Source organism: Intestinirhabdus alba, from assembly GCF_009711095.1.
Classification (GTDB): Bacteria; Pseudomonadota; Gammaproteobacteria; order Enterobacterales; family Enterobacteriaceae; genus Intestinirhabdus; species Intestinirhabdus alba.
The window spans coordinates 99,667-124,653 of sequence record NZ_WMJZ01000003.1; the positions used below are offsets into that span (position 1 = coordinate 99,667).

A 24,987-nucleotide genomic window follows, 5' to 3' on the forward strand; every position below is an offset into this window, starting at 1 on the left:
CGTGCTCCTTATGGGACCATGTGCCCGGCAGCGGGCCTGAAGCCGGCGGCCGGTCGGCGCGGGGGTCAGCAAGCGGCTAAGAATCATGCCCGGCCCAGGCCATCAGCGCTCAATAATTTGCGACACTTCATCACGGTTAATCTGCATCGCATTTCCCTGCAGATCGTGATAGCTCACCAGACCGGTATCATCATCGACCTCAGGTTTCCCGTCGGTCAGAATCATCCGCCCATCCTTGGTTGCCATCACGTAATCGCTGCTACATCCGGAAACCGCAAAAGCCAGGCCTACAGCGGAAATCACTACTGCCCATTTTTTCATCAAATTATCCTCAGGTGATGTGCGTCTGACAGATTGTGTCCCTGAAGCGGGCGTGGCGTCTCCTGCCTGAGCTCCACCCCGGACACTTGCCGTCTTCATGCAATCTAAATTACTTAGGGTATAGACTAGTAATAACCTGACGTCACGCTTGTTGAAAGCAGGAAAGTCTTAAAATAAGGGTTAAAATAGTGCGATCCGCTCCCCGAGGGGGCGGAAAGGGGTCAGAGGGGATTCTTTTTATTGCGCAGCAGGTTCAGGCTTTCCACGGCGATGGAGAAGAACATCGCGAAATAGATATAACCTTTCGGAACATGGATGTCGAAACTTTCCAGAATCAGGGTGAAGCCCACCAGGATCAGAAAAGAGAGCGCCAGCATTTTGACCGACGGATGGCGGTCGACGAACTCGCCTATCGGCCGGGCGGCAAACATCATTACGCCCACCGCGATAACCACCGCCGCCATCATGATGAACAGATGGTCGGACAGGCCAACCGCCGTGATCACTGAGTCAAGGCTGAAGATAATGTCCAGCAGCATAATCTGCACGATCGCCCCCATAAATGAGGTGACGCGGGTTTTCAGCCCCTCGCCTTCGCCTTCGATCGACTCATGAACCTCCTTACAGGCTTTCCAGATCAGGAACAGGCCGCCGAGCAGCAGGATCAGATCGCGCGCCGAGATCGCCTCGCCAAGGATCGTAAACAGCGGTTGGGTCAGGCGCGTTATCCAGGCGATGGAGGCCAGCAGCGCCAGGCGTACGATCATCGCGCCGGCCAGGCCGAGGCGGCGGGCGTGATTGCGCTGGGCGGTGGGCAGCTTCGCCACCACCAGCGAGAGAAAAATAATATTGTCGATCCCCAGCACAATCTCCAGCAGCGTCAGCGTGCCAAGCGCCAGCCAGGCGTTAGGATCGGTTATCCACACAAATAGCATTAAGCAAAGTCCAGCCAAAAAAGAAAGCGCTAATTATAGGCCGGGCCGGGGGCGGGCGAAAGTCTATTAGGCGGTGTCTTTTGACCGTTTATGAGCGTCGATGCCACGCCGGCTAGCGGCATAGCAAAAAATGGCGCTCCAGCAGGGCGCGGGTAAAGTTCTTTTTCAGGTAGAAGCCGCGCGGCAGCGTCAGGATTGGCTGGCCCTGAGCGCCGATGGCCTCGGTGAGGGCGCGGGCGTTGGCGGCCTTTGGCCGCAGTTGTAAAAATTCGCCATGGCGGGCGGTGATCCGCTCGACCTGGCCCAGCACGATCATGTCCATCAGCTCCTCCCAGTCGAGGCGCAGCTGGCGATCTTCTTCTTCGTCCGGACTCCACAGCAGCGGCGAGCCAACGCGCCGCCGGGCCAGCGGAATGCTGCGCTCGCCCTCGACCGGAACCCACAGTACCCGCTTCAGCTTGTGGCGCACATGGCTGGTCTCCCAGGTGACGCCGCTGTTGCCGGTCAGTGGTGCCACGCAGACGAAGGTGGTCTCCAGCGGCCGCCCCTGGCCGTCCACCGGGATGGTCTTCAGCTCTACGCCCAGGGCGGCAAAGTCCTGCTCCGGGCGGCTGCCGGCGCTGGCACCGAGCCAGATCTCCAGCAGGATGCCGATCCAGCCCTTATCGCGTTTAAGATCCTCAGGCGTCGCTATTCCGGCGAGCGACGCCAGCTCGCCCAGCGTGTAGCCGGAGAGACGCTGCGCCTGGGCCAGCAGCAGAGCTTCGGTTTCCGGCGCGCAGGGTAAGGGGGCAGGGATCGGCATAACGGTTATCCTGGTTAAAAAATGAACGCTATTTTCGTAACGCTGGGGCAGAGTTTAGCGTTTTCCACCCCCCGGATGCAATTCAATGATTTGTCGATATTTTTAGACAGACGCCGGCGTTTTTTCGCCACGAAAAAGGGGGTTTTCCCATTCTGGTCACTGACAATAAACAGGATCTTACACCCTGTTATCCACAGAAAGACGGGATAACTGTGAAAAACTGCCACCACTGTTTCTATTTACAGCCTTGACGGCGGCAGAGAAAGCCAACCTCCGGCAATTTGTGTTTAACTTACTGGCATAATCTGTGGATAAAAACGACGGTGGTCGATCTTTGGACAGTATCGGGATCTTTAGCGTGACCCCTGTCACTATCTGAAGCGCACGTTTGAATAAATGCTACTTAATGAATTGAATATAAATACTATTTTTTTTAGCTTCCCGGGGCGGCTATTTTATCTCTACCGGGTTTTCCCTGGGTAATTCCGCACTTCTGCACAACTCTATCCACAGAAAAGGTGAATAAAATTGCCGTTCACGGGCGGCTTCTGTTTATAACTCCGGACTTAACTGTGAGTTATTCATTTGTTATTAGGCTGTAACCCCTTTCCGACGTGCTGCCCTGGCGGGGCTTTTTCGCCCCGACCCGCGCTTCAGGCGGCCTGAAATCATGTTTCCGCACCCGCTTTGACGCCGTGCGCGGCGGCGTGATAAAGACCGGGAGCGCAGGCCGATAACAGAGTGGTTTACCGCCTCTCTGGAGTGTGAAACAATCGTTCGCAAATCAGGTTTATATTGAGGTAGTCCGGTGATTGATGACGATGGCTACCGCCCGAACGTAGGTATCGTAATTTGTAATCGTCAGGGGCAGGTTATGTGGGCCAGGCGATTTGGTCAGCACTCCTGGCAGTTTCCGCAGGGCGGAATTAATCCGGGAGAGTCAGCAGAGCAGGCGATGTACCGGGAACTGTTTGAAGAGGTCGGCCTGAGCCGAAAGGATGTGCGAATCCTGGCCTCGACCCGCAGCTGGTTGCGTTACAAGTTACCAAAACGTTTGGTGCGTTGGGACACAAAGCCGGTATGTATCGGCCAGAAACAAAAATGGTTCCTGCTGCAGCTGATGAGCGCCGATGCGGAAATCAACATGCAGGCCAGTAGCACGCCAGAGTTCGACGGCTGGCGCTGGGTAAGCTACTGGTATCCGGTCCGCCAGGTGGTGTCGTTTAAGCGCGACGTCTACCGCAGGGTGATGAAAGAGTTTGCAGGTGCCGTGATGGCGCTTCAGGAGAGTTCTCCTAAGCCGCAGAGCGCGCCTGCCTGGCGACGTAAAAGAGGCTAAGCTACATAAATTATGCTCACCCGCCTGCGTGAAATAGTTGAAAAGGTAGCCAGCGCGCCGCGTCTTAACGAAGCGCTGAATATTCTGGTCACCGACATTTGTCTGGCGATGGACACGGAGGTCTGTTCGGTCTATCTGGCCGATCATGACCGCCGCTGTTATTACCTGATGGCGACCCGGGGGCTGAAAAAACCGCGCGGCCGCACCGTCGCCCTGGCGTTTGATGAAGGGATTGTCGGCCTGGTTGGCAGGCTGGCGGAACCCATTAACCTTGCCGATGCGCAAAAACACCCCAGTTTCAAATATATTCCTTCGGTAAAAGAGGAACGCTTCCGCGCTTTCCTCGGCGTACCCATTATTCAGCGCCGTCAGCTGCTCGGCGTGCTGGTGGTACAGCAGCGCGAGCTGCGTCAGTATGATGAAAGCGAAGAGTCCTTCCTTGTTACCCTCGCCACTCAGATGGCGGCGATCCTCTCCCAGTCACAGCTGACCGCCCTATTCGGGCAATATCGTCAGACGCGCATTCGCGCCCTGCCGGCGGCCCCCGGCGTGGCCATTGCGGAAGGCTGGCAGGACGCCACCCTGCCGCTGATGGAGCAGGTTTACCAAGCCTCCACGCTGGACACGGCGTTTGAGCGCGAGCGCCTGACCGGCGCGCTGGAGGAGGCGGCAAATGAGTTTCGTCGCTACAGCAAGCGCTACGCTGCCGGGGCGCAAAAAGAGACGGCGGCGATTTTCGATCTCTATTCGCATCTGCTCTCCGACGCCCGGCTGCGGCGGGAGCTGTTTGCCGAGGTCGATAAAGGTTCGGTCGCCGAATGGGCGGTAAAAACGATCATTGAAAAATTCGTCGAGCAGTTTGCCGCCCTGACCGACAGCTACCTCAAAGAGCGCGCCGGCGATCTGCGCGTGCTGGGCCAGCGCCTGCTCTTCTACCTCAATGACGCCAACCAGGGGGCCAACGCCTGGCCCGAGCGCTTTATTCTGGTGGCGGATGAACTTTCCGCCACCACGCTCGCCGAGCTGCCGCAGGATCGGCTGGCGGGCGTGGTGGTTCGCGACGGCGCGGCCAACTCCCACGCGGCGATCATGGTGCGCGCGCTGGGCATCCCGACGGTGATGGGGGCGGATATTCAGCCTTCGGTTCTCCACCGCCGCATCCTGGTGGTGGACGGCTATCGCGGAGAGCTGCTGGTCGATCCCGGCCCGGTGCTGATTCAGGAGTACCAGCGGCTGATCAGCGAGGAGCACGAGCTGAGCCGCCTGGCGGAAGATGACGTCAACCGGCCCGCGCAGCTAAAAAGCGGCGAGCGGATAAAGGTGATGCTCAACGCCGGCCTCAGCCCGGAGCATGAAGAGAAGCTCGGCAGCCGGATTGACGGCATCGGCCTGTACCGCACGGAGCTGCCCTTTATGCTGCAAAGCGGCTTCCCCCCGGAGGAGGAGCAGGTTGCTCAGTACCAGGGCATGTTGCAGATGTTCAACGACAAGCCGGTGACCCTGCGCACGCTGGACGTCGGCGCGGACAAGCAGCTGCCCTATATGCCGATCAGCGAGGAGAACCCCTGCCTCGGCTGGCGCGGCATCCGCATCACCCTCGATCAGCCGGAGATCTTCCTGATCCAGGTGCGCGCCATGCTGCGCGCCAACGCCGCCACCGGTAACCTGAACATCCTGCTGCCGATGGTGTCCAGCATTGACGAAGTGGATGAGGCGCGGCGTCTGATTGAACGCGCCGGGCGAGAAGTGGAAGAGATGATCGGCTATGCGATCCCGAGGCCGCGCATCGGCATCATGCTGGAGGTGCCGTCGATGGTGTTTATGCTGCCGCACCTGGCGAAGCGCGTCGATTTTATCTCGGTTGGCACTAACGATCTGACGCAATATATTCTGGCGGTCGATCGTAATAACACCCGCGTGGCCGGGCTTTACGACAGCCTCCATCCGGGAATGCTGCGGGCGCTGGCGACCATCGTCCAGGAGGCGGAAAAGTGTGGCCTCGATCTGCGGCTGTGCGGCGAGATGGCGGGCGATCCGATGTGCGTGGCGATCCTGATAGGCCTTGGCTTTCGCCATCTGTCGATGAACGGCCGCTCCGTGGCGCGGGTGAAATACCTGCTGCGAAATATCGACTTTGCCGAGGCGCAAACCCTGGCCCGGCGCAGCCTGGAGGCGCAGATGGCCGCGGAGGTGCGCCATCAGGTGGCGGCGTTTATGGAGCGCCGTAGCCTGGGCGGGCTGATTCGCGGGGGGTTATAACATCGGTTCCGCAGGGCGGCGGGCGGTATTGCGGGGGCTGGGGCGCTGATTCAGGGTGACACAGCCGCAGGGCGTCCGTTTACGGACTATTCCACCAGCCGCGCCGGGGAGGCTCTCGCCGGCCGCGCGGCGACGGTCCGTCACAGGGGGGGGCTCCTGGATGAGACGAGTCCCCCAGGGCCAGCGCCCATGCAGCCGGAAGGTATGACGGGTATACATATCTTTTACTTCTTCCCGGCAAACTGCCGACCCCCTTGTGCTATTATTCGCACCTTTGGAGCGTCTGCCCCAGCGGGCGCGTATCTTATCGCTGCCCGTTTCAGCGGAATAACAATAACCTGTGGTGACAGATGACCAGTAGCTATCTGCATTTTCCGGAGTTCGATCCGGTCATTTTCTCAATAGGGCCCGTCGCCCTTCACTGGTACGGCCTGATGTATCTGGTGGGGTTTGTTTTCGCCATGTGGCTGGCGACGCGCCGCGCCGGCCGCCCCGGCAGCGGCTGGACCAAAAACGAAGTTGAAAACTTACTCTACGCCGGCTTCCTCGGAGTCTTCCTCGGCGGGCGTATTGGCTATGTGCTGTTTTATAACTTCCCGCTGTTTCTTGATAACCCGCTCTATCTGTTCCGCGTCTGGGACGGCGGCATGTCCTTCCACGGCGGCCTGATCGGCGTGATCCTGGTGATGATTATTTTCGCCAGGCGCACCCGGCGCAGCTTCTTTCAGGTCTCGGACTTTATCGCCCCGCTGATCCCGTTCGGCCTCGGAGCCGGGCGTCTGGGCAACTTTATTAACGGCGAGCTGTGGGGCCGCGTGGACCCTGGCTTCCCGTTCGCCATGCTGTTTCCCGGCTCGCGCGCGGAAGACGTCGCGCTGCTGCCGTCGCACCCGCAGTGGCAGCCCATCTTCGATACCTGGGGCGTGCTGCCGCGCCATCCGTCGCAGCTGTATGAGCTGGCGCTGGAAGGCGTGGTGCTGTTTATTATTCTGAACCTCTTTATCCGCAAGCCGCGCCCGATGGGGGCCGTTTCCGGTCTGTTCCTGATAGGCTACGGCGCGTTTCGGATCATCGTTGAATTCTTTCGCCAGCCGGACGCGCAGTTTACCGGCGCATGGGTGCAGTACATCAGCATGGGGCAGATCCTCTCCATTCCGATGATCGTCGCCGGCGTCATTATGATGGTATGGGCATATCGCCGCCGTCCGCAGCAACACGTTTCCTGAGGAACCATGAAACAGTATTTAGAACTGATGCACAAAGTGCTTAATGAAGGCACGCAAAAAAACGATCGTACCGGCACCGGAACGCTCTCTATTTTTGGCCATCAGATGCGCTTTAATCTGCAGGAGGGCTTTCCGCTGGTTACCACCAAGCGCTGCCACCTGCGCTCTATCATCCACGAGCTGCTGTGGTTTTTGCAGGGCGACACCAACGTTGCTTACCTGCATGAAAACAACGTCACCATCTGGGACGAGTGGGCCGATGAAAACGGCGATTTAGGCCCGGTTTACGGCAAGCAGTGGCGCGCATGGCCGGCTCCCGACGGCCGCTATATTGACCAGATCGCCACGGTGCTTGACCAGCTGAAGAACGACCCCGACTCGCGGCGCATTATCGTTTCGGCGTGGAACGTCGGCGAGCTGGATAAAATGGCGCTGGCCCCGTGCCATGCGTTCTTCCAGTTTTACGTGGCGGACGGCAGGCTCTCCTGCCAGCTCTATCAGCGCTCCTGCGACGTGTTTCTCGGCCTGCCGTTCAATATCGCCAGCTATGCGCTGTTGGTACATATGGTGGCTCAGCAGTGCGACCTGGAGCCTGGCGAATTCGTCTGGACCGGCGGCGACACCCATCTTTACAGCAACCACCTGGAGCAGACGCGCCTGCAGCTCAGCCGCGAGCCGCGCGCGCTGCCGACGTTGAAGATCGTGCGCAGGCCGGACTCGCTGTTCGACTATCGCTTCGAAGATTTCGAGATCGAAGGCTACGATCCGCATCCCGGCATCAAAGCGCCGGTCGCCGTCTGACCCAGCGCCACTCTGCCACAGCCGACGCTTCCCCGCGTCGGTTTTTTTTATCCTTTGTTCTCTTTTGCGGCAGCGATTCCCGTAAAACGGCAACGTCCTGCAAAAAATAAATATTTTTTTCGTTGCGCCCCGGATAAGCGCAATTCCCGGCTCGATTTTTATTCTGCCGGCGCGATACTGCCGCCATGAAAAAACAGCAGGGCTATACGCTTATCGAACTTATGGTCGCGATGCTGCTGATTGTCAGCCTCAGCGCCGTCGGCCTGTATGGCTGGCAGCGCTGGCAGCAGCACCAGCGCCTGTGGCAAACCGCGGTTCAGGCGCGGGATTTTTTGCTACAGCTGCGCGAGGACGCCAGCTGGTCCAGCCGCGACCATGAAATTATCGCCGTCAGGGAGAGAGGAAAATGGTGCCTTATCAGTTCAGCCGCCGGGCAGCGCGCCTGCGCGCCAGCCTCGCCGCTGGTCTTTACCCCGCCGTGGAACGACGTCGAGCTGGCGGAGGTCACGCCGTCGCTGGCCTTCTTCGGCCTGTTCAATACCGCCTGGGCCGGGCATATCCGCCTGAAAAACGCCGCAGGGGAGCGGCGGCTGGTGGTCTCCGTCTGGGGGCGGATCCGGCTGTGCGAGCGCGACGAGAGCCGCCCCTGCCGGTAAGCGCGGCGGGCTTTTCCCTGCCAGAGATCCTGATTGCGCTGGCAATCAGCAGCGTGCTGCTGCTGGGGGCTGCGCGGTTTCTGCCCGCGCTCCAGCGCGAGGCGCTGCGCGGGGCGCAGAAGATTACGCTGGAGGAGGAGATCTGGCAGCGGGCGTTTACCGTGGCGAAGCACCTGCAGCGCGCGGGCTATTGTCGGGAAAGCTGCGGCGGCGAAGGGCTGACCATCGGCAGGCAGGGGGCGTGCGTTCTGGTGCGGTGGGGCGCTGAACGCACCGGGTTTCGCCTGCAGGAGCTGGCGCTGGAGACGCTGCGCGGTGCGACGCGCTGTGAAGGGAAGGGGTGGGAGAGAATGACCGATCCGCAGGCGATCGTCATCGAACAGTTTCAGGTTCAGCGCCATAACCTCGTCGGTTTCGCCCCGCTCCTTACCGTCCGCCTGCGCGGCTTCAGCCGGAGCGACAGCCGGGAGCGGGCCGCGGCGGAATACAGCGTCACGGGGTTTAACCTGTGACGCGCCAGCGGGGAGCCTCATCGCTGGCGATGGTGTTGCTGCTGCTGGCGCTCGGCGCGCTGCTGCTGCAGGGAACCAGCCAGCAGGCCGCCAGCTACGCTTCGCGCGCGGCGGCGGAAAGCCGCGGTCTGCAGCGCCAGGCGGCGGTCCAGTCGGCGCTGGAGTGGGGCCGGACGCAGCGCTGGTCGACGTCGGACGCCGTGCGCTGCCGGGAGGCCCCCACTTCCCGGGCGCGGGTCTGTCTGCGTCTGCTTGCCGGGGGCGAAGCGCTGCTGATGGCCCGTTATGAAACGGCGGCGCTGTGGCGGCTGGGCCGCGTCGATGCCGGTCGCATCCTCTTTTCTCCGCGCGGCTGGAGCGATTTTTGCCCGCTGAGGGAGGTCGCGCTATGCCTGATGCCGTAAAGTACCGGCGCGGCTTCAGCCTGGCTGAGACGCTGCTGGCGATGATGCTGATGGTGACGATCGTTACCGCGCTGTCGGGCTATCAGCGGGCCCTGATAACCAGCCTTGCGGCCAGCGCGGAGTACCGACAGCTCTGGCGGCAGGCCTGGCAGCAGACGCAGCTGGCTTCATTTTCGCCACCTGCGAACTGGCAGGCGAAGCGAATGCAGACAACGCAGGCCGGATGTGTCAGCATCAGCGTTACGCTATCTTCCCCCCGGGGCAGGCAAGGAAACATGACGCGCCTGCACTGCCCAAATCGTTAGTCGTCAGGAGTTGCTATGTTAAGGGTCTACCACTCCAATCGTCTGGACGTGCTGGAAGCGCTGATGGAGTTTATCGTCGAGCGCGATCGGCTGGACGATCCCTTTGAGCCGGAGATGATCCTGGTACAGAGCACCGGCATGGCGCAGTGGCTGCAGATGACCCTTTCACAGAAGTTCGGCATTGCCGCCAATATTGAATTTCCGCTGCCCGCCAGCTTTATCTGGGAGATGTTTGTCCGCGTACTGCCGGACATTCCGCCGGAGAGCGCATTCAGCAAGCAGGGCATGAGCTGGAAGCTGATGACGCTGCTGCCGCGCCTGCTGGAGCGGGACGACTTCGCCCTGCTGCGCCACTATCTGACGGACGACGGCGACAAGCGCAAGCTGTTCCAGCTCTCGTCGCGCGCAGCGGATCTTTTCGATCAGTATCTGGTCTACCGCCCCGACTGGCTGTCCCACTGGGAAGCGGGGCGGCTGGTGGACGGTCTGGGCGACGCGCAGGCCTGGCAGGCACCGCTGTGGAAGGCGCTGGTGGAGTATACCGCCGAGCTGGGCCAGCCGCGCTGGCACCGTGCCAATCTGTATCAGCGCTTTATTCAGACCCTGAACGCCGCCGACGCGCGTCCGGCGGGTCTGCCGTCGCGGGTCTTTATCTGCGGCATCTCCGCGCTGCCGCCGGTCTATCTGCAGGCGCTGCAGGCGCTGGGTAAACATATTGATATTCATCTGCTGTTCACCAACCCCTGCCGCTACTACTGGGGGGATATCAAAGATCCCGCCTGGCTGGCGAAGCTGCTGGCCCGCCGACGTCGGCACAGCGTTGAAGATCGCCACCTGCCGCTGTTTCGCGACGAGCAGAATGCGGAGGGGCTGTTCAACGGCGACGGTGAGCAGGAGGTGGGCAACCCGATGCTGGCCTCATGGGGCAAGCTGGGGCGCGACTATATCTTTCTGCTTTCAGAGCTGGAAAACAGCCAGGAGCTGGACGCCTTTGTCGACGTGACGCCGGATAGCCTGCTGCACGCTATTCAGGCGGATATTCTGGAGCTGGAGAACCGCGCGGTGGCGGGCGTCAGCCTGGACGAATACTCCCGCAGCGACGCCAAGCGTCTGCTGGATCCCGCCGATAGCAGCGTGACGTTTCACGTCTGTCACAGCCCCCAGCGCGAGGTGGAGATCCTGCACGATCGCCTGCTGGCGATGCTGGAGGCGGACCCGACGCTGACCCCGCGCGACATCATCGTGATGGTGGCGGATATCGACAGCTACAGCCCGTTTATTCAGGCGGTTTTCGGCAGCGCCCCCCCGGAGCGCTATCTGCCCTACGCCATCTCGGATCGCCGGGCGCGTCAGTCTCACCCGGCGCTGCAGGCGTTCATCAGCCTGCTGTCGCTGCCGGACAGCCGCTTTGTGTCGGAAGATGTGCTGGCGCTGCTCGACGTGCCGGTGCTGGCGGCGCGCTTTGGCATCAGCGAAGAGGGGCTGCGCTATCTGCGCCTGTGGGTGAACGAATCGGGCATTCGCTGGGGAATAGACGACGACAACGTCCGGGAGCTGGAGCTGCCGACCACCGGCCAGCACACCTGGCGTTTTGGCCTGACCCGTATGCTGCTGGGCTATGCCATGGAGAGCGCCCAGGGCGAGTGGCAGTCGGTGCTGCCCTACGACGAGTCCAGCGGCCTGATCGCCGGGCTGGTGGGGCATCTGGCGTCGCTGCTGATGCAGCTGAACGTCTGGCGTCGTGGGCTGGCGCAGGAGCGTCCGCTGGAGGAGTGGCTGCCGGTATGCCGCGACATGCTCAACGACTTCTTCCTGCCGGACGCAGAAACCGAAGCCGCCATGACCCTGATTGAACAGCAGTGGCAGGCCATTATCGCCGAAGGGCTGGCCGCGCAGCACGGCGGGACGATCCCGATTTCACTGCTGCGCGACGAGCTGGCGCAGCGCCTCGATCGGGAGCGCATCAGCCAGCGCTTTCTCGCCGGGCCGGTGAATATCTGTACCCTGATGCCCATGCGCTCGATTCCCTTTAAGGTGGTCTGCCTGCTGGGTATGAACGACGGCGTCTATCCGCGCCAGATGTCGCCGCTCGGCTTCGATCTGATGAGCCAGAAGCCGCTGCGCGGCGACCGCAGCCGCCGCGACGATGACCGCTATCTGTTCCTTGAGGCGCTGATTTCCGCGCAGCAGACGCTTTACATCAGCTACATCGGCCGCTCCATTCAGGATAACAGCGAGCGCTTTCCCTCGGTGCTGGTGCAGGAACTGCTGGACTACATCGGGCAAAGCCATTACCTGCCCGGCGATGAAGCGCTGACCTGCGACGAGAGCGAAGCCCGCGTTAAGGCGCACGTTACCCGGCTGCATACCCGGATGCCGTTTGACGCACAGAACTTCCAGCCGGGCGAGCAGCAGAGCTATGCCAGCGAATGGCTGCCGGCGGCCAGCCGGCTGGGGGAGGCGCACGCCGACTTCGTACAGCCGCTGGGCTTTCATATGCCGGAAACCCTGACCCTTGAAACCCTCCAGCGTTTCTGGGCGCATCCGGTACGCGCCTTTTTTCAGATGCGGCTGCGGGTGCATTTTCGTACCGAAGAGAACGATATTCCGGACTGCGAGCCGTTTGTTCTGGAGGGGCTCTCCCGCTACCAGCTCAATCAGCAGCTGCTTAACGCGCTGGTGGAGCAGGAGGATACGGAGCGTCTGTTCCGCCGTTTCCGCGCCGCCGGCGATCTGCCCTACGGTGCCTTCGGCGAGATCCTCTGGGACACCCAGCATCAGGAGATGCAGTCTCTTGCCGAGCGGGTGATCGCCTGCCGCCAGCCGGGCCAGAGCGTGGAGATCGACCTCGACTGCCACGGCGTTCAGCTGACCGGCTGGCTGCCGCAGGTGCAGGAGGATGGCCTGCTGCGCTGGCGACCCTCGCTCATCAGCGTCGCCCAGGGCGTGCAACTTTGGCTGGAACACCTTGTCTACTGTGCCAGCGGCGGTAAAGGCGAAAGCCGGCTGCTCCTGCGTAAAGAGGGGGAGTGGCGCTTCGGGCCGCTGGACCCTGAGCAGGCGCGGTACTGGCTGGCGCAGCTGATCGAAGGCTACCGCCTCGGCATGTCGTCGCCGCTGCTGGTGCTGCCGGAGAGCGGCGGGGCGTGGGTGAAAACCTGCTATAACGCCGAAACCGGCACCCTCGCCGACGACGATGAGACGCGGCAGAAGGCGCGGACAAAATTCCTGCAGGCCTGGGAAGGTAACATGATGGTGCGCGGCGAGGGCGACGATATCTGGTATCAGCGCCTGTGGCGACAGCTGGAGCCGCAGACGATGGAAGCCATCATTGACCACTCTCAGCGCTACCTGCTGCCGCTGTTTCGTTTTGCCCGGTCGTGAGCGCAGAAATTGCGCGGCGGAAGGTGGTTCTCTATGATGCGCTTTCCGTCGCGGACTGATTGCCATTACGGGAGCGGCTGGCCCGTTCAGCGTGCGATTGATTCTGCGCGGATCGCCATCGCGTCCGCATAGAAAGACAAATTAATAATGAGGTTGGTGAATGCCCCGCAGCATCTGGTGTAAAGCATTACTGTTGTTTATTGTCCTCTGGGCACCTTTGACTCAGGCGGAGAGCGGCTGGCAGCCCCTGGCGGAGACGATTCGTAAAAGCGATAACGATCCCCGCCAGTACCAGGCCGTGCGCCTGGACAACGAGATGGTGGTGCTGCTGGTTTCCGACCCCGCGGCGGTAAAATCGCTGTCGGCGCTGGTGGTGTCGGTCGGTTCACTGGAAGATCCGGACGCCCATCCGGGGCTGGCTCACTACCTTGAACATATGTGCCTGATGGGGTCAAAAAAGTACCCACAGGCGGACGGCCTTGCCGAGTACCTGAAAATGCACGGCGGCAGCCACAACGCCAGCACCGCGCCTTACCGTACGGCCTACTATCTGGAAGTGGAAAACGACGCGCTGGCCGGTGCCGTCGATCGGCTAGCCGACGCGGTCGCCGCGCCGCTGCTGAACAAAAAATATGCCGACCGCGAGCGTAACGCGGTGAATGCCGAGCTGACCATGGCCCGCACCCGCGACGGTATGCGGATGGCCCAGGTGAGCGCGGAAACCATTAACCCGGCGCACCCCGGCTCCCGCTTCTCCGGCGGCAATCTGGAAACGTTGAGCGACAAGCCCGGCAGGCCGGTGCAGCAAGCGCTGCAGGATTTTTACGATCGCTATTACTCCGCCAACCTGATGAAGGCGGTGATCTACAGCAATAAACCGCTGCCGGAGCTGGCGCGAATCGCCGCCGACACCTACGGGCGGGTAGCGAATAAACGTATTAAAAAACCGGCCATTTCCGCGCCGGTGGTCACCGACGCGCAGAAGGGTATCCTCATTCACTACGTCCCGGCGCAGCCGCGCAAGGCGCTGCGGGTGGAGTTTCGTATCGAGGACAACAGCGCGCGGTTTCGCAGTAAAACCGACGAGCTGATAAGCTACCTGATCGGCAACCGCAGCCCGGGGACGCTTTCAGACTGGCTGCAAAAGCAGGGGCTGGTTGAGGGCATTCGCGCCGACGCCGATCCGGCGGTCAGCGGCAACGGCGGAGTGCTGGCGATCTCCGCCAGCCTGACCGATAAAGGGCTGGCGCAGCGGGATGAGGTGGTGGCGGCCATCTTCAGCTATCTCAACGTGTTACGTGAAAAAGGCGTGGATAAACGCTATTTTGACGAGCTGGCGCACGTGCTGGATCTCGACTTCCGCTATCCGTCGATCGCCCGCGACATGAGCTACGTGGAGTGGCTGGCGGATACCATGATCCGCGTACCGGTTGCCCATACCCTGGACGCGGTCAATATTGCCGATCGCTATGATGCGCAGGCCATCAAGGCGCGGCTGGAGATGATGACGCCCCAGAACGCCCGCATCTGGTATATCAGCCCTCAGGAGCCGCACAACCGGACCGCCTATTTTGTGGAAGCCCCCTATCAGGTAAATAAAATCAGCGAGCAGACCTTCGCCGACTGGCGGAAAAAAGCGCAGGGGATTGACCTGTCGCTGCCGCAGCTGAACCCCTATATTCCCGATGATTTTACCCTGATCGCGCCGGACAAGCCCTGGCCGCGGCCGGCGCTTATCGTCAACGAGCCGGATCTGCGGGTGGTCTATGCGCCGAGCCGCTACTTTGCCAGCGAGCCGAAGGCCGACGTCAGCCTGGTGCTGCGTAATCCACGGGCGATGGACAGCGCCAGAAACCAGGCGATCTTCGCCCTGAACGACTATCTGGCCGGGATGGCGCTCGACCAGCTCAGCAGCCAGGCGGCGGTGGGCGGCATTGGGTTTTCCACCAGCGCCAACAGCGGTCTGATGGTCAACGCCAACGGCTATACCCAGCGCCTGCCGCAGCTGCTCCAGGCCCTGCTGGAGGGCTACTTCAGCTATACCGCCAGCGAGGAGCAGCTGGCGCAGGCTAAATCATGGTACGCCCGGATGCTGGACGCCGCCGATAAGGGCAAAGCCTATGAGCAGGCGCTGCAGCCGGTGCAGATGCTCTCTCAGGTGCCTTACTACCCGCGCGACGAGCGGCGCAGGCTGCTGGCGGGCATTACGCTGAAAGAGGTAATCGCCTGGCGGGACGCCTTAAAAAGCGGTGCCCGCGCGGAGTTCCTGGTGGTGGGTAATATGAGCGAAGCGAAGGTGAAAACCATGGCCCGGACGATTCGCCAGCAGCTCGGCGCGAAGGGTGACGAATGGTGCCGGGGCAAAGACGTGCTGGTCGATAAGAAACAGTCGGTAATTTTTGCCAAAGCGGCCGACAGCAGCGACTCGGCGCTGGCGGCGGTGTTTGTACCCACCGGCTATGACGAATACCTCGGTTCGGCCTATAGCGTGATGGCCGGGCAGATCGTGCAGCCGTGGTTCTATAACCAGCTGCGCACCGAAGAGCAGCTGGGCTATGCCGTCTTCGCCTTCCCGATGAGCATCGGGCGTCAATGGGGGCTGGGCTTCCTGCTACAGAGCAACGACAGGCAGCCGGCCTTTCTCTGGGAGCGCTATAAGGCGTTTTTTCCGACGGTAGAGGCGAAGCTGCGGGCGATGAAGCCGGAAACGTTCGCGCAGATACAGCAGGCGGTTATCGCGCAGATGCTGCAGGCACCGCAGACGCTGGGCGAGGAGGCGGCGAAATTCAGTAAAGATTTCGATCGCGGCAATATGCGCTTTGACTCCCGTGATAAAATCGTCGCCCGAATTAAAGAGCTGACGCCGCAAAAGCTTGCCGACTTCTTCCATCAGGCGGTGGTGGAGCCGCAGGGAATGGCGATTTTGTCGCAGATTTCCGGCAGCCAGAGCGGGAAGGCAGAATACGCTCGTCCGGCGGGCTGGAAAACGTGGGAGAACGCCAGCGCGCTGCAGCAAACTATGCCCCTGTGGAGTGAGAAGGCTGACGGCTCCGGGCATTAAGGCGCAAGGCTTCTCTCTTTAGTGCTTAAAGAACGGGAAGAGCGGTGCAATAGCGATCGCGCTTCGCCCGACCCGTGCGGCGCTGTACCGGAGCCGGCGCGCAAACCCGCCCCGGCGTCCGCGAGCGCTGCGGGTCATGACCGGTGGCGGATGAAGCGTCGAGGCAAACGGCCGGTGGCCCGTTAACCGGCCTGCGGAAACCTTGTGCAGGGCATCCGGCAAACGGCTGCTTTCGCCCGGAGGCGGGCCGCCCTTAAACGGGCGTTGGCGAGAATCTCTCTTTCCTGGCGCGTTTTATCGGGCTTATCCAATATAAGCGAAAATGTGAGAGGCATGATTAGTGGTTAAAAAAGCGCGGTCCGCGCCTCCTTTCCTCACCGCCCGACTGCGCGATGTTTCCAGAGGACATTTTGATGAATGACGTTGCCGAGCCTCTCGATCCTCTGCGCCTGCCGCTGACGGGCGAGCGCCTGATTGAAGCCTCTGCGGGCACGGGCAAAACCTTTACCATCGCCGCGCTCTATCTGCGTCTGCTGCTTGGCCTGGGCGGTTCGGCCGCCTTTCCCCGGCCGCTGAGCGTGGAGGAGCTGCTGGTGGTGACCTTTACCGAGGCCGCCACCGGAGAGCTGCGCGGACGCATTCGCAGCAATATCCATGAGCTGCGCATCGCCTGCCTGCGCGAGTCCACCGACAATCCGCTCTATGCCAGCCTGCTGGCGGAGATTGCCGATAAAAAGCAGGCGGCGCAGTGGCTGCTGCTGGCGGAAAGACAGATGGACGAAGCGGCGGTATTTACCATTCACGGCTTCTGCCAGCGGATGCTGAGCCTGAACACCTTTGAGTCCGGGATGCTGTTTGAGCAGCAGCTTATTGAAGATGAATCGCTGCTGCGCTATCAGGCCTGCGCCGACTTCTGGCGTCGCCACTGCTACCCGCTGCCGCGGGATATCGCGCAGGTGGTTTTTGAGACCTGGAACGGGCCGCAGGCGCTGCTCAAAGAGATTAACGTCTATCTGCAGGGCGAAGCGCCGGTGATTAAATCGCCGCCCTCTGATGAGGAGACGCTGGCCTCGCGGCATGAAAAAATCGTCGCGCGGATCGCGAAGCTCAAGCAGCAGTGGCTCTCCTGCGTTAACGAACTGAACGATCTGATCGAAGGGTCGGATATCGATCGGCGCAAATTCAATCGCGGCAATCAGGCGAAGTGGATCGAAAAGGTCACCGCCTGGGCTGAAGAAGAGACCCGAAGCTACCGGCTGCCCGAGGCGCTGGAGAAATTTTCCCAACGCTTTTTAGAGCAGCGTACCAAAGCGGGCGGCACCGCGCCGCGGCACCCGCTGTTTGCCGCCGTCGATGAGCTATACGCCGAGCCGCTGACCATCAGAGATCTGCTGCTGACCCGCGCGCTGGCGGAGATCCGCGAAACCGTGGCCAGGGAGAAGCGCCGCCGCGGCGAGCTGGGCTTCGACGATATGCTCAGCCGCCTGGACGCGGCCCTGCGCGGCGAGAGCGGCGAGGCGCTGGCCGCCGCTATTCGCGGACGTTTTCCGGTGGCGATGATCGATGAATTTCAGGATACCGATCCGCAGCAGTACCGCATCTTCCGCCGCATTTGGCAGCGCCAGCCGGAGACCGCGCTGCTGTTGATAGGCGATCCCAAACAGGCGATCTACGCCTTTCGCGGGGCGGATATCTTTACCTACATGAAGGCGCGGGGAGAGGTGAGCGCTCACTACACCCTCGATACCAACTGGCGTTCCGCTCCCGGCATGGTCAACGGGGTTAATACGCTGTTTAGCCGGATGGACAACGCCTTTATGTTCCGCGAGATCCCGTTTATGCCGGTGAAGTCCGCCGGAAAAAACCAGGCGCTGCGCTTTGTGCTCAACGGCGAGGTTCAGCCCGCGATGAACCTGTGGCTGATGGCAGGGGAGCGCTGCGGTGTCGGCGACTATCAGAGCTATATGGCGCAGGTGTGCGCCGCGCAGATCCGCGACTGGCTGAGCGCCGGGCTGCGCGGAGAGGCGCTGCTCGACGACGGCAAAAGCACCCGCCCGGTCCGCGCCTCCGACATCAGCGTGCTGGTGCGCAGCCGCCAGGAGGCGGCTCAGGTGCGCGATGCGCTGACGCTGCTGGCGATCCCTTCGGTCTATCTTTCCAACCGCGACAGCGTGTTTGAAACGCTGGAGGCGCAGGAGATGCTGTGGATCCTGCAGGCGGTAATGTCGCCGGAGCGTGAGGAGGCGCTGCGCAGCGCCCTGGCGACCTCACTGATGGGCCTGACCGCCCGCGACATTGAAACGCTCAATAATGATGAAAGTGCCTGGGACGCGGCGGTTGAAGAGTTTGACGGCTACCGCCGCCTCTGGCAGAAGCGCGGCGTGATGCCGATGCTGCGGGCGCTGATGACGGCGCGCAATATTGCCGAAAACCTGCTGGCCACCGCCGGGGGCGAGCGGCGGCTGACCGATATTCTGCACATCAGCGAGCTGCTGCAGGAGGCGGGAACGCACCTGGAGAGCGAACATGCGCTGGTGCGCTGGCTGTCACAGCATATTCTGGAGCCGGACAGCAGCGCCGCCAGCCAGCAGCTGCGGCTGGAAAGCGACAGGCACCTGGTGCAGATCGTCACTATCCATAAATCGAAAGGGCTGGAGTACCCGCTGGTCTGGCTGCCCTTTATCACTAACTTTCGCGTTCAGGATCGGGCGTTCTATCACGATCGCAGCTCTTTTGAGGCGGTGCTCGATCTCAGCCAGGCGCAGGAGAGTATTGAGCTGGCGGAGGCGGAGCGGCTGGCGGAGGATCTGCGCCTGCTCTACGTGGCGCTGACCCGTTCGGTATGGCACTGCAGCCTTGGCGTCGCGCCGCTGGTGCGCCGGCGGGGAGATAAAAAAGGCGAGACCGACGTGCATCTGAGCGCGCTTGGGCGGCTGCTGCAAAAAGGCGAGCCGATGGACGCCGCCGGGCTGCGCGCGGCGATTGAGGCGCTTTGCGGGGCGGATATCGTCTGCCGGACCCCCGACGAGCCGGACAGCGCGCGCTGGGAGCTTGCCCAGGAGCGTCAGGAGGCGCTGAGCGCCCGCAGGCTGCGCCGCCTGCCGTCCGACAGCTGGCGGGTGACCAGCTACACCGGCCTGCAGCAGCGCGGGCACGGCATAGCCCAGGATCTGTTGCCGCGGCTTGACGTTGACGCCGCGGGCGTTGGCGAGGTGCCTGCGGCAGCGGGGCTGACGCCGCATCAGTTTCCGCGCGGCGCGTCGCCGGGAACCTTTTTGCACGGTCTGTTCGAGGCGCTGGATTTTACCCGTCCGGTGGACGAGCAGTGGGTGCGACAACAGCTGGAGCTGGGAGGCTATGAGCCGCACTGGCAGCCGGTGCTCAGCCAATGGATCGACGCCGTGCTGCACGCTCCGCTCAACGACGCCGGGCTGAGTCTGAGCCAGCTCTCCGCCCGTGAAAAGCAGGTGGAGATGGAGTTTTATCTGCCCATCGAACGGCCGCTCATCGCCGGGGGGCTTGACGCACTGATCCGCCGGTATGACCCGCTTTCGGCGGGCTGCGCGCCGCTGGATTTTGCGCAGGTTCGCGGAATGCTGAAGGGCTTTATCGACCTGGTTTTTCGCCACCAGGGGCGTTATTACCTGCTTGACTATAAGTCCAACTGGCTGGGGGAGGACGGGGCCGCCTATACCCGGGAGGCGATGGCCGCCGCGATGCGGGCGCATCGCTACGATCTGCAGTATCAGCTCTATACCCTGGCGCTCCACCGCTACCTGCGTCACCGCATCGCCGACTATGACTACGAGCGCCATTTTGGCGGGGTGCTCTATCTGTTCCTGCGCGGCGTTGACCGGCAGCACCCGCAGCAGGGGATTTACGCCACCCGTCCGGACGGCGAACTGATCGCCCGGATGGATGAGATGTTTGCCGGAACCGCGATGGAGGAGGCGCAATGACCTTACAAAAAAGCCTGCTGGAGGCCGTGGAGCAAAAGCTGCTGCGGCCGCTGGACGCACAGTTCGCGTTAACCGTCGCCGGGGATGACCATCCTGCCGTCGCCCTGGCGGCGGCGCTGCTCAGCCGCGACGCCGGCGACGGGCACGTCTGCCTGCCGCTGTCGCGGCTGACTCCCGGCGACGAGGCGCACCCGCTGCTGAAGGTATGGTGCCAGGAGATGAACGGGCCTGAACGCTGGATCGAATGCCTGCTGGCCTCTCCGGCGGTCAGCGGCGGCGAGCGGCCAACGCCGCTTATCCTCCACGGCGATCGTCTCTATCTGAACCGGATGTGGTGCAACGAGCGCACGGTGGCGCGCTTTTTCTGCGAGGTGAACCAGCCCGTAGAGGTCGATGAGAGCCTGCTGGCGAAAACCCTGGACGGCCTGTTTCCGCCCGACGACGGCGTCAACTGGCAAAAGGTTGCCGCAGCCGTCGCGCTGACCCGCCGTATTTCGGTGATCTCCGGCGGGCCGGGCACCGGTAAGACGACGACGGTCGCCAGGCTGCTGGCGGCGCTGATCCAGATGGCGGACGGCGAGCGCTGCCGCATCCGGCTGGCGGCACCGACGGGGAAAGCGGCGGCGCGCCTGAGCGAATCGCTGGGAAAAGCGCTGCGCCAGCTGCCGCTGACCGACGAGCAAAAAAAGCGCATTCCGGAGGACGCCAGCACCCTGCACCGGCTGCTTGGCGCACAGCCCGGCAGTCAGCGCCTGCGCTATCATTCCGGCAACCCGCTGCACCTTGACGTGCTGGTGGTGGACGAGGCCTCGATGATCGATTTGCCGATGATGTCGCGGCTGATCGACGCCCTGCCCGCGCACGGTCGGGCGATTTTCCTCGGCGATCGCGATCAGCTCGCCTCGGTGGAGGCGGGGGCGGTGCTGGGGGATATCTGCACGTATGTTAACGCTGGCTATACGCCGGCGCGCGCCCGTCAACTGAGCCGCCTGACCGGCTCGCCGGTGCCGGCGGGAACCGGCGACGCCGCCGCCTCCCTGCGCGACAGCCTCTGCCTGCTGCAAAAAAGCTACCGTTTTGGCAGCGACTCCGGCATCGGCCAGCTGGCTGCGGCGATTAACGGCGGCGACGGCGCGGCAATAAAAACGGTGTTCCGCAGGCGCTTCAGCGATATTGAGAAGCGTACGCTGCAGAGCGGTGAGGATTATCTGGCGATGCTGGATGAGGCGCTGGCCGGCTACGGGCGCTATCTGACGCTTTTGAACGAGCGGGCGGAGCCGGAGGCGGTGCTGCGGGCGTTTAATGATTATCAGCTGCTGTGCGCGCTGCGCGAAGGGCCGTTTGGCGTCAGCGGGCTTAACGAGCGGATCGAGCAGGCGATGCAGCAGCGGCGCAGGCTTCAGCGCCAGCCGCACTCCCGCTGGTATGAAGGGCGACCGGTAATGATCGCCCGCAACGACAGCGCGCTGGGGCTGTTTAACGGCGATATCGGCATTGCGCTCGATCGCGGTCAGGGGCTGAGGGTCTGGTTTGCGATGCCGGACGGCAGCATCAAATCGGTGCAGCCCAGCCGCCTGCCGGAACATGAAACCACCTGGGCGATGACGGTGCACAAGTCGCAGGGTTCAGAGTTCGATCACGCGGCGCTGGTGCTGCCGACCCAGCGCTCGCCGGTGGTGACCAGGGAGCTGGTCTATACCGCCGTCACCCGGGCGCGCCGCCGCCTGTCGCTGTACGCCGACGAGTCCGTGCTGTCCGCCGCGGTGGCCACGCGCACCGAGCGCCGCAGCGGGCTGTCGGCGCTGTTTAATGAGGGGCTTTGATAGCTCTCCGCCCTCAAGAATGGGAGTTGACGGCGCGGGACGCGGGCCGGAAGCGCGTGTTCTGTGTCGTCGGGCCTGAACAGCGTTCAGTTCTGCGCCCGGATTGTGCGCTTAGTTCAGCTCCGACGTTACGCCCCTTAGCTCAGCTCCGCCATCAGCACCTTGGAGCGCCGCTGGTAGTTGTACATCTCCTTTTTGCTTTCAGGCAGCAGATCGATATCCACCGGGGAGAAGCCGCGCTCCTGGAACCAGTGAATACTGCGGGTGGTCAGCACGAACAGCTTGCTCAGGCCCATCTGCTTTGCCTGGGCGGCGATGCGCTCCAGCAGCACTTCGCCGCGCGACGAGCTGCGGTAGTCCGGGTGTACCGCCACGCAGGCCATTTCGCCAATCTTCTCCTCCGGGAACGGATAGAGCGCCGCACAGGCGATGGTCATATTATCGCGCTGAATAATGGTGAACTTGTCGATCTCCATCTCCAGCTGTTCCCTGGAGCGACGCACCAGAATGCCCTGCTGTTCAAGGGGATGGATCAGCTCCAGAATGCCGCCGATATCGTTAATGGTGGCGCGGCGGATCTGTTCGGCGCTCTCCATGACAATTTGCGTGCCGATGCCGTCGCGGGAGAACAGCTCCTGCAGCAGCGAGCCATCCTCCTGATAGCTTATCAGGTGGCAGCGACGGACCCCGCTGCGGCAGGCCCTGACGGCACCGCGCAGAAACCGCGCGGTGCCGGAGTCGTAGTCGCCCCTCGCTTCCAGCGCTTCGACGCGGGCCTGGGCTTCGTCAGGAAACAGCTCAGAGATAATATCGCCGTCGTCGTTGGTTACCCCCTGCGACGAGCAGAAGCCAATCATCTTTTCCGCCTTCAGCTTAATGGCCAACTGGGTGGCAATCTCTTCCGAGGTCAGATTAAAGCTTTCGCCGGTAACCGATACCGCCACTGGCCCCGTCAGCACGATGGCCCCGGCGTCGAGCTGGCGGTGGATCGCCTCTTCATCGATGCGGCGGATGCGGCCGCTGTGGCAGTAGTCCACGCCGTCATCCACCCCCAGCGGCTGGGCGATAATAAAGTTACCGCTCACCACGTTAATATGCGCCCCCTGCAGCGGGGTGTTGTTGAGGCTCATCGACAGACGGGCGGTGATATCCAGCTGTAGCGTCCCCGCCGCCTGCTTGACCAGCTCAAGGGTTTTGGCGTCCGTCACCCGGGTATGCTTATGGTAGAGCGGCTCATGCCGGTGCACGGCGAGGTTGGCGTCGATCTGCGGTCGCGCGCCGTAGACCACCACCAGACGTATGCCGAGGCTGTGCAGCAGGCCAATATCGTTAACGATGCCGGAGAAGTTTTCGTGTCCAATGGCTTCGCCGCCAAGCATAATGACGAATGTTTTTCCCCGGTGGGTATTAATATAAGGAACCGAATGGCGGAACCCTTCGACAAGCTCGGTTTTACGTTCCTTCACCATGGTCTACCTCAGTGCATGTTTATTCGAAATTAGTGTATTTTTATTCCGTTTTTCGGGCGGGCGCAAGGGCGAATTTTATCCGCAGTAACGCTTTTCGGTAGGGTGGCGCGAGGTGAGACAGAAAGTTTACCCTTTTATAGATGACAGAATTTTTCTCATTGGCTAAAGTTTCCGGTCAATTTGTTCGTTTTAAACGCTACGTTACGTCTTATTTTGCTCGGGAGAAGCATGTCGGGATCCAGTCAACCCATTAGCCGCCGTCGTTTACTGCAGGGTGCGGGTGCCGTGTGGCTGCTGAGCGTGAGTCCGCTTAGCCTCGCCGCCGCCAGCCAGATCGTAGCGGTTCGCATCTGGCCCGCCTCCAGCTACACCCGCGTGACGGTAGAATCTAACCATCAGCTGAAATACAGGCAGTTCGCCCTGAGCAACCCGGAGCGGGTGGTGGTGGATATTGAGGGCGTAAACCTTAACTCGGTGCTGAAGGGGGTGGGGGCGCAGATCCGCAGCGACGATCCCTACATTAAATCCGCGAGAGTCGGGCAGTTCGATCCGCAGACCGTGCGCATGGTGTTTGAGCTGAAGCAGAACGTGAAGCCGCAGCTGTTCGCCCTTGCGCCGGTGGCCGGTTTCAGGGAGCGGCTGGTGATGGATCTCTATCCGGCGAACGCCAGGGATGTGCAGGATCCTCTGCTGGCGCTGCTTGAGGATTACAACAAGGGCGATCTTGATAAGCAGGTATCTTCCGCGCAGAGCGGCCCCCAGCCGGGCAGGGCCGGGCGCGATCGGCCTATCGTCATCGTGCTCGATCCGGGGCACGGGGGCGAAGATTCCGGAGCCGTGGGCAAATACAAGACACGGGAGAAGGACGTCGTGCTGCAGATCGCCCGCCGCCTGCGCGCGCTGATCGAGAAAGAGGGCAACATGAAGGTCTATATGACCCGCAATGAGGATATTTTTATTCCGCTGAAGGTGCGGGTGGCGAAAGCGCAGAAGCAGCGGGCGGATCTTTTTGTGTCGATTCACGCCGACGCCTTTACCAGCCGACAGCCCCGCGGCTCGTCGGTGTTTGCGCTCTCGACCAAAGGGGCCACCAGTACCGCGGCCAGGTATCTGGCCCAGACGCAGAACGCCTCGGATCTGATCGGCGGCGTGAGCAAGAGCGGCGATCGCTATGTCGACCATACGATGTTCGATATGGTGCAATCTCTGACCATTGCCGACAGCCTGAAGTTTGGCAAAGCGGTGCTTAAGAAGCTGGGGCAGATCAATACCCTGCATAAGAACCAGGTTGAGCAGGCGGGCTTTGCGGTGCTGAAGGCACCAGATATTCCGTCGATTCTGGTGGAAACGGCGTTTATCAGCAACGTTGAGGAGGAGCGCAAGCTGAAAACGGCGGCGTTTCAGCAGGAGGTTGCCGCGTCGATCCTCGCCGGAATTAAGGCCTATTTTGCCGACGGGGCGACGCTGGCGAGAAGAGGATAATAAAGGCGCGCTGGCACTACACTGCGCGTCGTGGGTGTTTTTATCACGGCGCTTTTTATCTTTGGGCAAACCGCCAAAGCCACCGCGGCGATCGAAGGTTACCCGCGGGAAAAATGCGTTAAATATCGCTGATGAGCGTTACGGGGTTTATTTTTATACCCGTCATACTTCAAGCTGCAACGTGAAGTATGACGAATATATAAATCTTGAGTACCCAGGGAGGTATTATTGATTCAATCTCTTGGG

The 24,987-nt window shown here is 61.7% G+C and carries 17 protein-coding genes; 13 read left to right on the forward strand and 4 right to left on the reverse strand.

Annotation, left to right across the window (positions count from 1 at the left end; all coding sequences use genetic code 11):
• Positions 1-102: 102 nt before the first annotated feature.
• The 3 genes from GJV78_RS03260 to mutH all read right to left on the reverse strand — a co-directional run bounded on the left by GJV78_RS03260 (position 103) and on the right by mutH (position 2,061).
• Positions 103-321 (reverse strand): YgdI/YgdR family lipoprotein, encoded by a 219-nt coding sequence (locus tag GJV78_RS03260; RefSeq protein WP_155106979.1) that lies wholly within the window; start codon positions 319-321, stop codon positions 103-105.
• Positions 322-542: 221 nt separating this feature from the next.
• Positions 543-1,256, reverse strand: coding sequence for a TerC family protein (locus GJV78_RS03265; protein WP_155106980.1), 714 nt, complete (start codon positions 1,254-1,256; stop codon positions 543-545).
• A 112-nt stretch (positions 1,257-1,368) separates the two neighbouring features.
• The gene (gene mutH / locus GJV78_RS03270; protein WP_155106981.1) at positions 1,369-2,061 is read right to left on the reverse strand and encodes a DNA mismatch repair endonuclease MutH; all 693 of its coding nucleotides are present in this window, start codon (positions 2,059-2,061) and stop codon (positions 1,369-1,371) included.
• Between the two features lie 808 nt (positions 2,062-2,869).
• Here mutH and rppH point away from each other — a divergent pair.
• The 12 genes from rppH to recD all read left to right on the forward strand — a co-directional run bounded on the left by rppH (position 2,870) and on the right by recD (position 21,790).
• Positions 2,870-3,400 (forward strand): RNA pyrophosphohydrolase, encoded by a 531-nt coding sequence (rppH, locus tag GJV78_RS03275; RefSeq protein ID WP_167519349.1) that lies wholly within the window; start codon positions 2,870-2,872, stop codon positions 3,398-3,400.
• 12 nt (positions 3,401-3,412) lie between these two features.
• Positions 3,413-5,659, forward strand: a complete 2,247-nt coding sequence (gene ptsP / locus GJV78_RS03280; protein ID WP_155106982.1) for a phosphoenolpyruvate--protein phosphotransferase — start codon at positions 3,413-3,415, stop codon at positions 5,657-5,659.
• 350 nt (positions 5,660-6,009) lie between these two features.
• Positions 6,010-6,885, forward strand: coding sequence for a prolipoprotein diacylglyceryl transferase (gene lgt / locus GJV78_RS03285; RefSeq protein ID WP_155106983.1), 876 nt, complete (start codon positions 6,010-6,012; stop codon positions 6,883-6,885).
• A gap of 6 nt (positions 6,886-6,891) precedes the next feature.
• The gene (gene thyA / locus GJV78_RS03290) at positions 6,892-7,686 is read left to right on the forward strand and encodes a thymidylate synthase (protein ID WP_155106984.1); all 795 of its coding nucleotides are present in this window, start codon (positions 6,892-6,894) and stop codon (positions 7,684-7,686) included.
• A 185-nt stretch (positions 7,687-7,871) separates the two neighbouring features.
• Positions 7,872-8,342 carry a prepilin peptidase-dependent protein gene (locus tag GJV78_RS03295; RefSeq protein WP_155106985.1) on the forward strand — a complete coding sequence of 157 codons (471 nt, stop codon included), beginning with the start codon at positions 7,872-7,874 and terminating at the stop codon, positions 8,340-8,342.
• Complete coding sequence (locus GJV78_RS03300) at positions 8,333-8,854, forward strand: prepilin peptidase-dependent protein (RefSeq protein WP_155107087.1); 522 nt, start codon at positions 8,333-8,335, stop codon at positions 8,852-8,854. Before GJV78_RS03295 ends, GJV78_RS03300 begins: the two co-directional genes overlap by 10 nt.
• Positions 8,851-9,258, forward strand: coding sequence for a DUF2509 family protein (locus GJV78_RS03305; protein WP_167519350.1), 408 nt, complete (start codon positions 8,851-8,853; stop codon positions 9,256-9,258). Before GJV78_RS03300 ends, GJV78_RS03305 begins: the two co-directional genes overlap by 4 nt.
• Positions 9,243-9,563: a prepilin-type N-terminal cleavage/methylation domain-containing protein gene (locus GJV78_RS03310; RefSeq protein ID WP_155106986.1), complete on the forward strand. Its 321-nt coding sequence runs from the start codon at positions 9,243-9,245 to the stop codon at positions 9,561-9,563. The genes GJV78_RS03305 and GJV78_RS03310 overlap by 16 nt, the downstream gene beginning before the upstream one ends.
• Before the next feature lie 15 nt (positions 9,564-9,578).
• Positions 9,579-12,947, forward strand: coding sequence for an exodeoxyribonuclease V subunit gamma (recC, locus tag GJV78_RS03315; protein WP_155106987.1), 3,369 nt, complete (start codon positions 9,579-9,581; stop codon positions 12,945-12,947).
• Positions 12,948-13,107: 160 nt separating this feature from the next.
• Positions 13,108-16,008: a pitrilysin gene (ptrA, locus tag GJV78_RS03320; protein ID WP_155106988.1), complete on the forward strand. Its 2,901-nt coding sequence runs from the start codon at positions 13,108-13,110 to the stop codon at positions 16,006-16,008.
• 413 nt (positions 16,009-16,421) lie between these two features.
• Entirely contained in the window at positions 16,422-19,967 is a 3,546-nt protein-coding gene (gene recB, locus GJV78_RS03325; RefSeq protein ID WP_155106989.1) for an exodeoxyribonuclease V subunit beta, read from the forward strand.
• Positions 19,964-21,790 (forward strand): exodeoxyribonuclease V subunit alpha, encoded by a 1,827-nt coding sequence (recD, locus tag GJV78_RS03330; RefSeq protein ID WP_155106990.1) that lies wholly within the window; start codon positions 19,964-19,966, stop codon positions 21,788-21,790. Before recB ends, recD begins: the two co-directional genes overlap by 4 nt.
• A 137-nt stretch (positions 21,791-21,927) precedes the next feature.
• Here recD and argA read toward each other — a convergent pair whose 3' ends face one another.
• Positions 21,928-23,259 carry an amino-acid N-acetyltransferase gene (gene argA, locus GJV78_RS03335; protein WP_155106991.1) on the reverse strand — a complete coding sequence of 444 codons (1,332 nt, stop codon included), beginning with the start codon at positions 23,257-23,259 and terminating at the stop codon, positions 21,928-21,930.
• Between the two features lie 228 nt (positions 23,260-23,487).
• On the opposite strand from argA, the gene amiC reads away from it, so the two are divergent.
• Positions 23,488-24,741, forward strand: coding sequence for an N-acetylmuramoyl-L-alanine amidase AmiC (gene amiC, locus GJV78_RS03340; protein WP_155106992.1), 1,254 nt, complete (start codon positions 23,488-23,490; stop codon positions 24,739-24,741).
• Positions 24,742-24,987 lie beyond the last annotated feature (246 nt).

What these genes read in the sequence shown, in the direction of transcription:
- recB (WP_155106989.1), top strand. Translation starts at nt 16,422, where the DNA reads ATGAATGACGTTGCCGAGCCTCTCGATCCTCTGCGCCTGCCGCTGACG.
- GJV78_RS03295 (WP_155106985.1), top strand. Translation starts at nt 7,872, where the DNA reads ATGAAAAAACAGCAGGGCTATACGCTTATCGAACTTATGGTCGCGATG.
- lgt (WP_155106983.1), top strand. Translation starts at nt 6,010, where the DNA reads ATGACCAGTAGCTATCTGCATTTTCCGGAGTTCGATCCGGTCATTTTC.
- recD (WP_155106990.1), top strand. Translation starts at nt 19,964, where the DNA reads ATGACCTTACAAAAAAGCCTGCTGGAGGCCGTGGAGCAAAAGCTGCTG.
- recC (WP_155106987.1), top strand. Translation starts at nt 9,579, where the DNA reads ATGTTAAGGGTCTACCACTCCAATCGTCTGGACGTGCTGGAAGCGCTG.
- mutH (WP_155106981.1), bottom strand. Translation starts at nt 2,061, where the DNA reads ATGCCGATCCCTGCCCCCTTACCCTGCGCGCCGGAAACCGAAGCTCTG.
- thyA (WP_155106984.1), top strand. Translation starts at nt 6,892, where the DNA reads ATGAAACAGTATTTAGAACTGATGCACAAAGTGCTTAATGAAGGCACG.
- GJV78_RS03310 (WP_155106986.1), top strand. Translation starts at nt 9,243, where the DNA reads ATGCCTGATGCCGTAAAGTACCGGCGCGGCTTCAGCCTGGCTGAGACG.
- amiC (WP_155106992.1), top strand. Translation starts at nt 23,488, where the DNA reads ATGTCGGGATCCAGTCAACCCATTAGCCGCCGTCGTTTACTGCAGGGT.
- GJV78_RS03265 (WP_155106980.1), bottom strand. Translation starts at nt 1,256, where the DNA reads ATGCTATTTGTGTGGATAACCGATCCTAACGCCTGGCTGGCGCTTGGC.
- ptsP (WP_155106982.1), top strand. Translation starts at nt 3,413, where the DNA reads ATGCTCACCCGCCTGCGTGAAATAGTTGAAAAGGTAGCCAGCGCGCCG.
- argA (WP_155106991.1), bottom strand. Translation starts at nt 23,259, where the DNA reads ATGGTGAAGGAACGTAAAACCGAGCTTGTCGAAGGGTTCCGCCATTCG.
- ptrA (WP_155106988.1), top strand. Translation starts at nt 13,108, where the DNA reads ATGCCCCGCAGCATCTGGTGTAAAGCATTACTGTTGTTTATTGTCCTC.
- GJV78_RS03260 (WP_155106979.1), bottom strand. Translation starts at nt 321, where the DNA reads ATGAAAAAATGGGCAGTAGTGATTTCCGCTGTAGGCCTGGCTTTTGCG.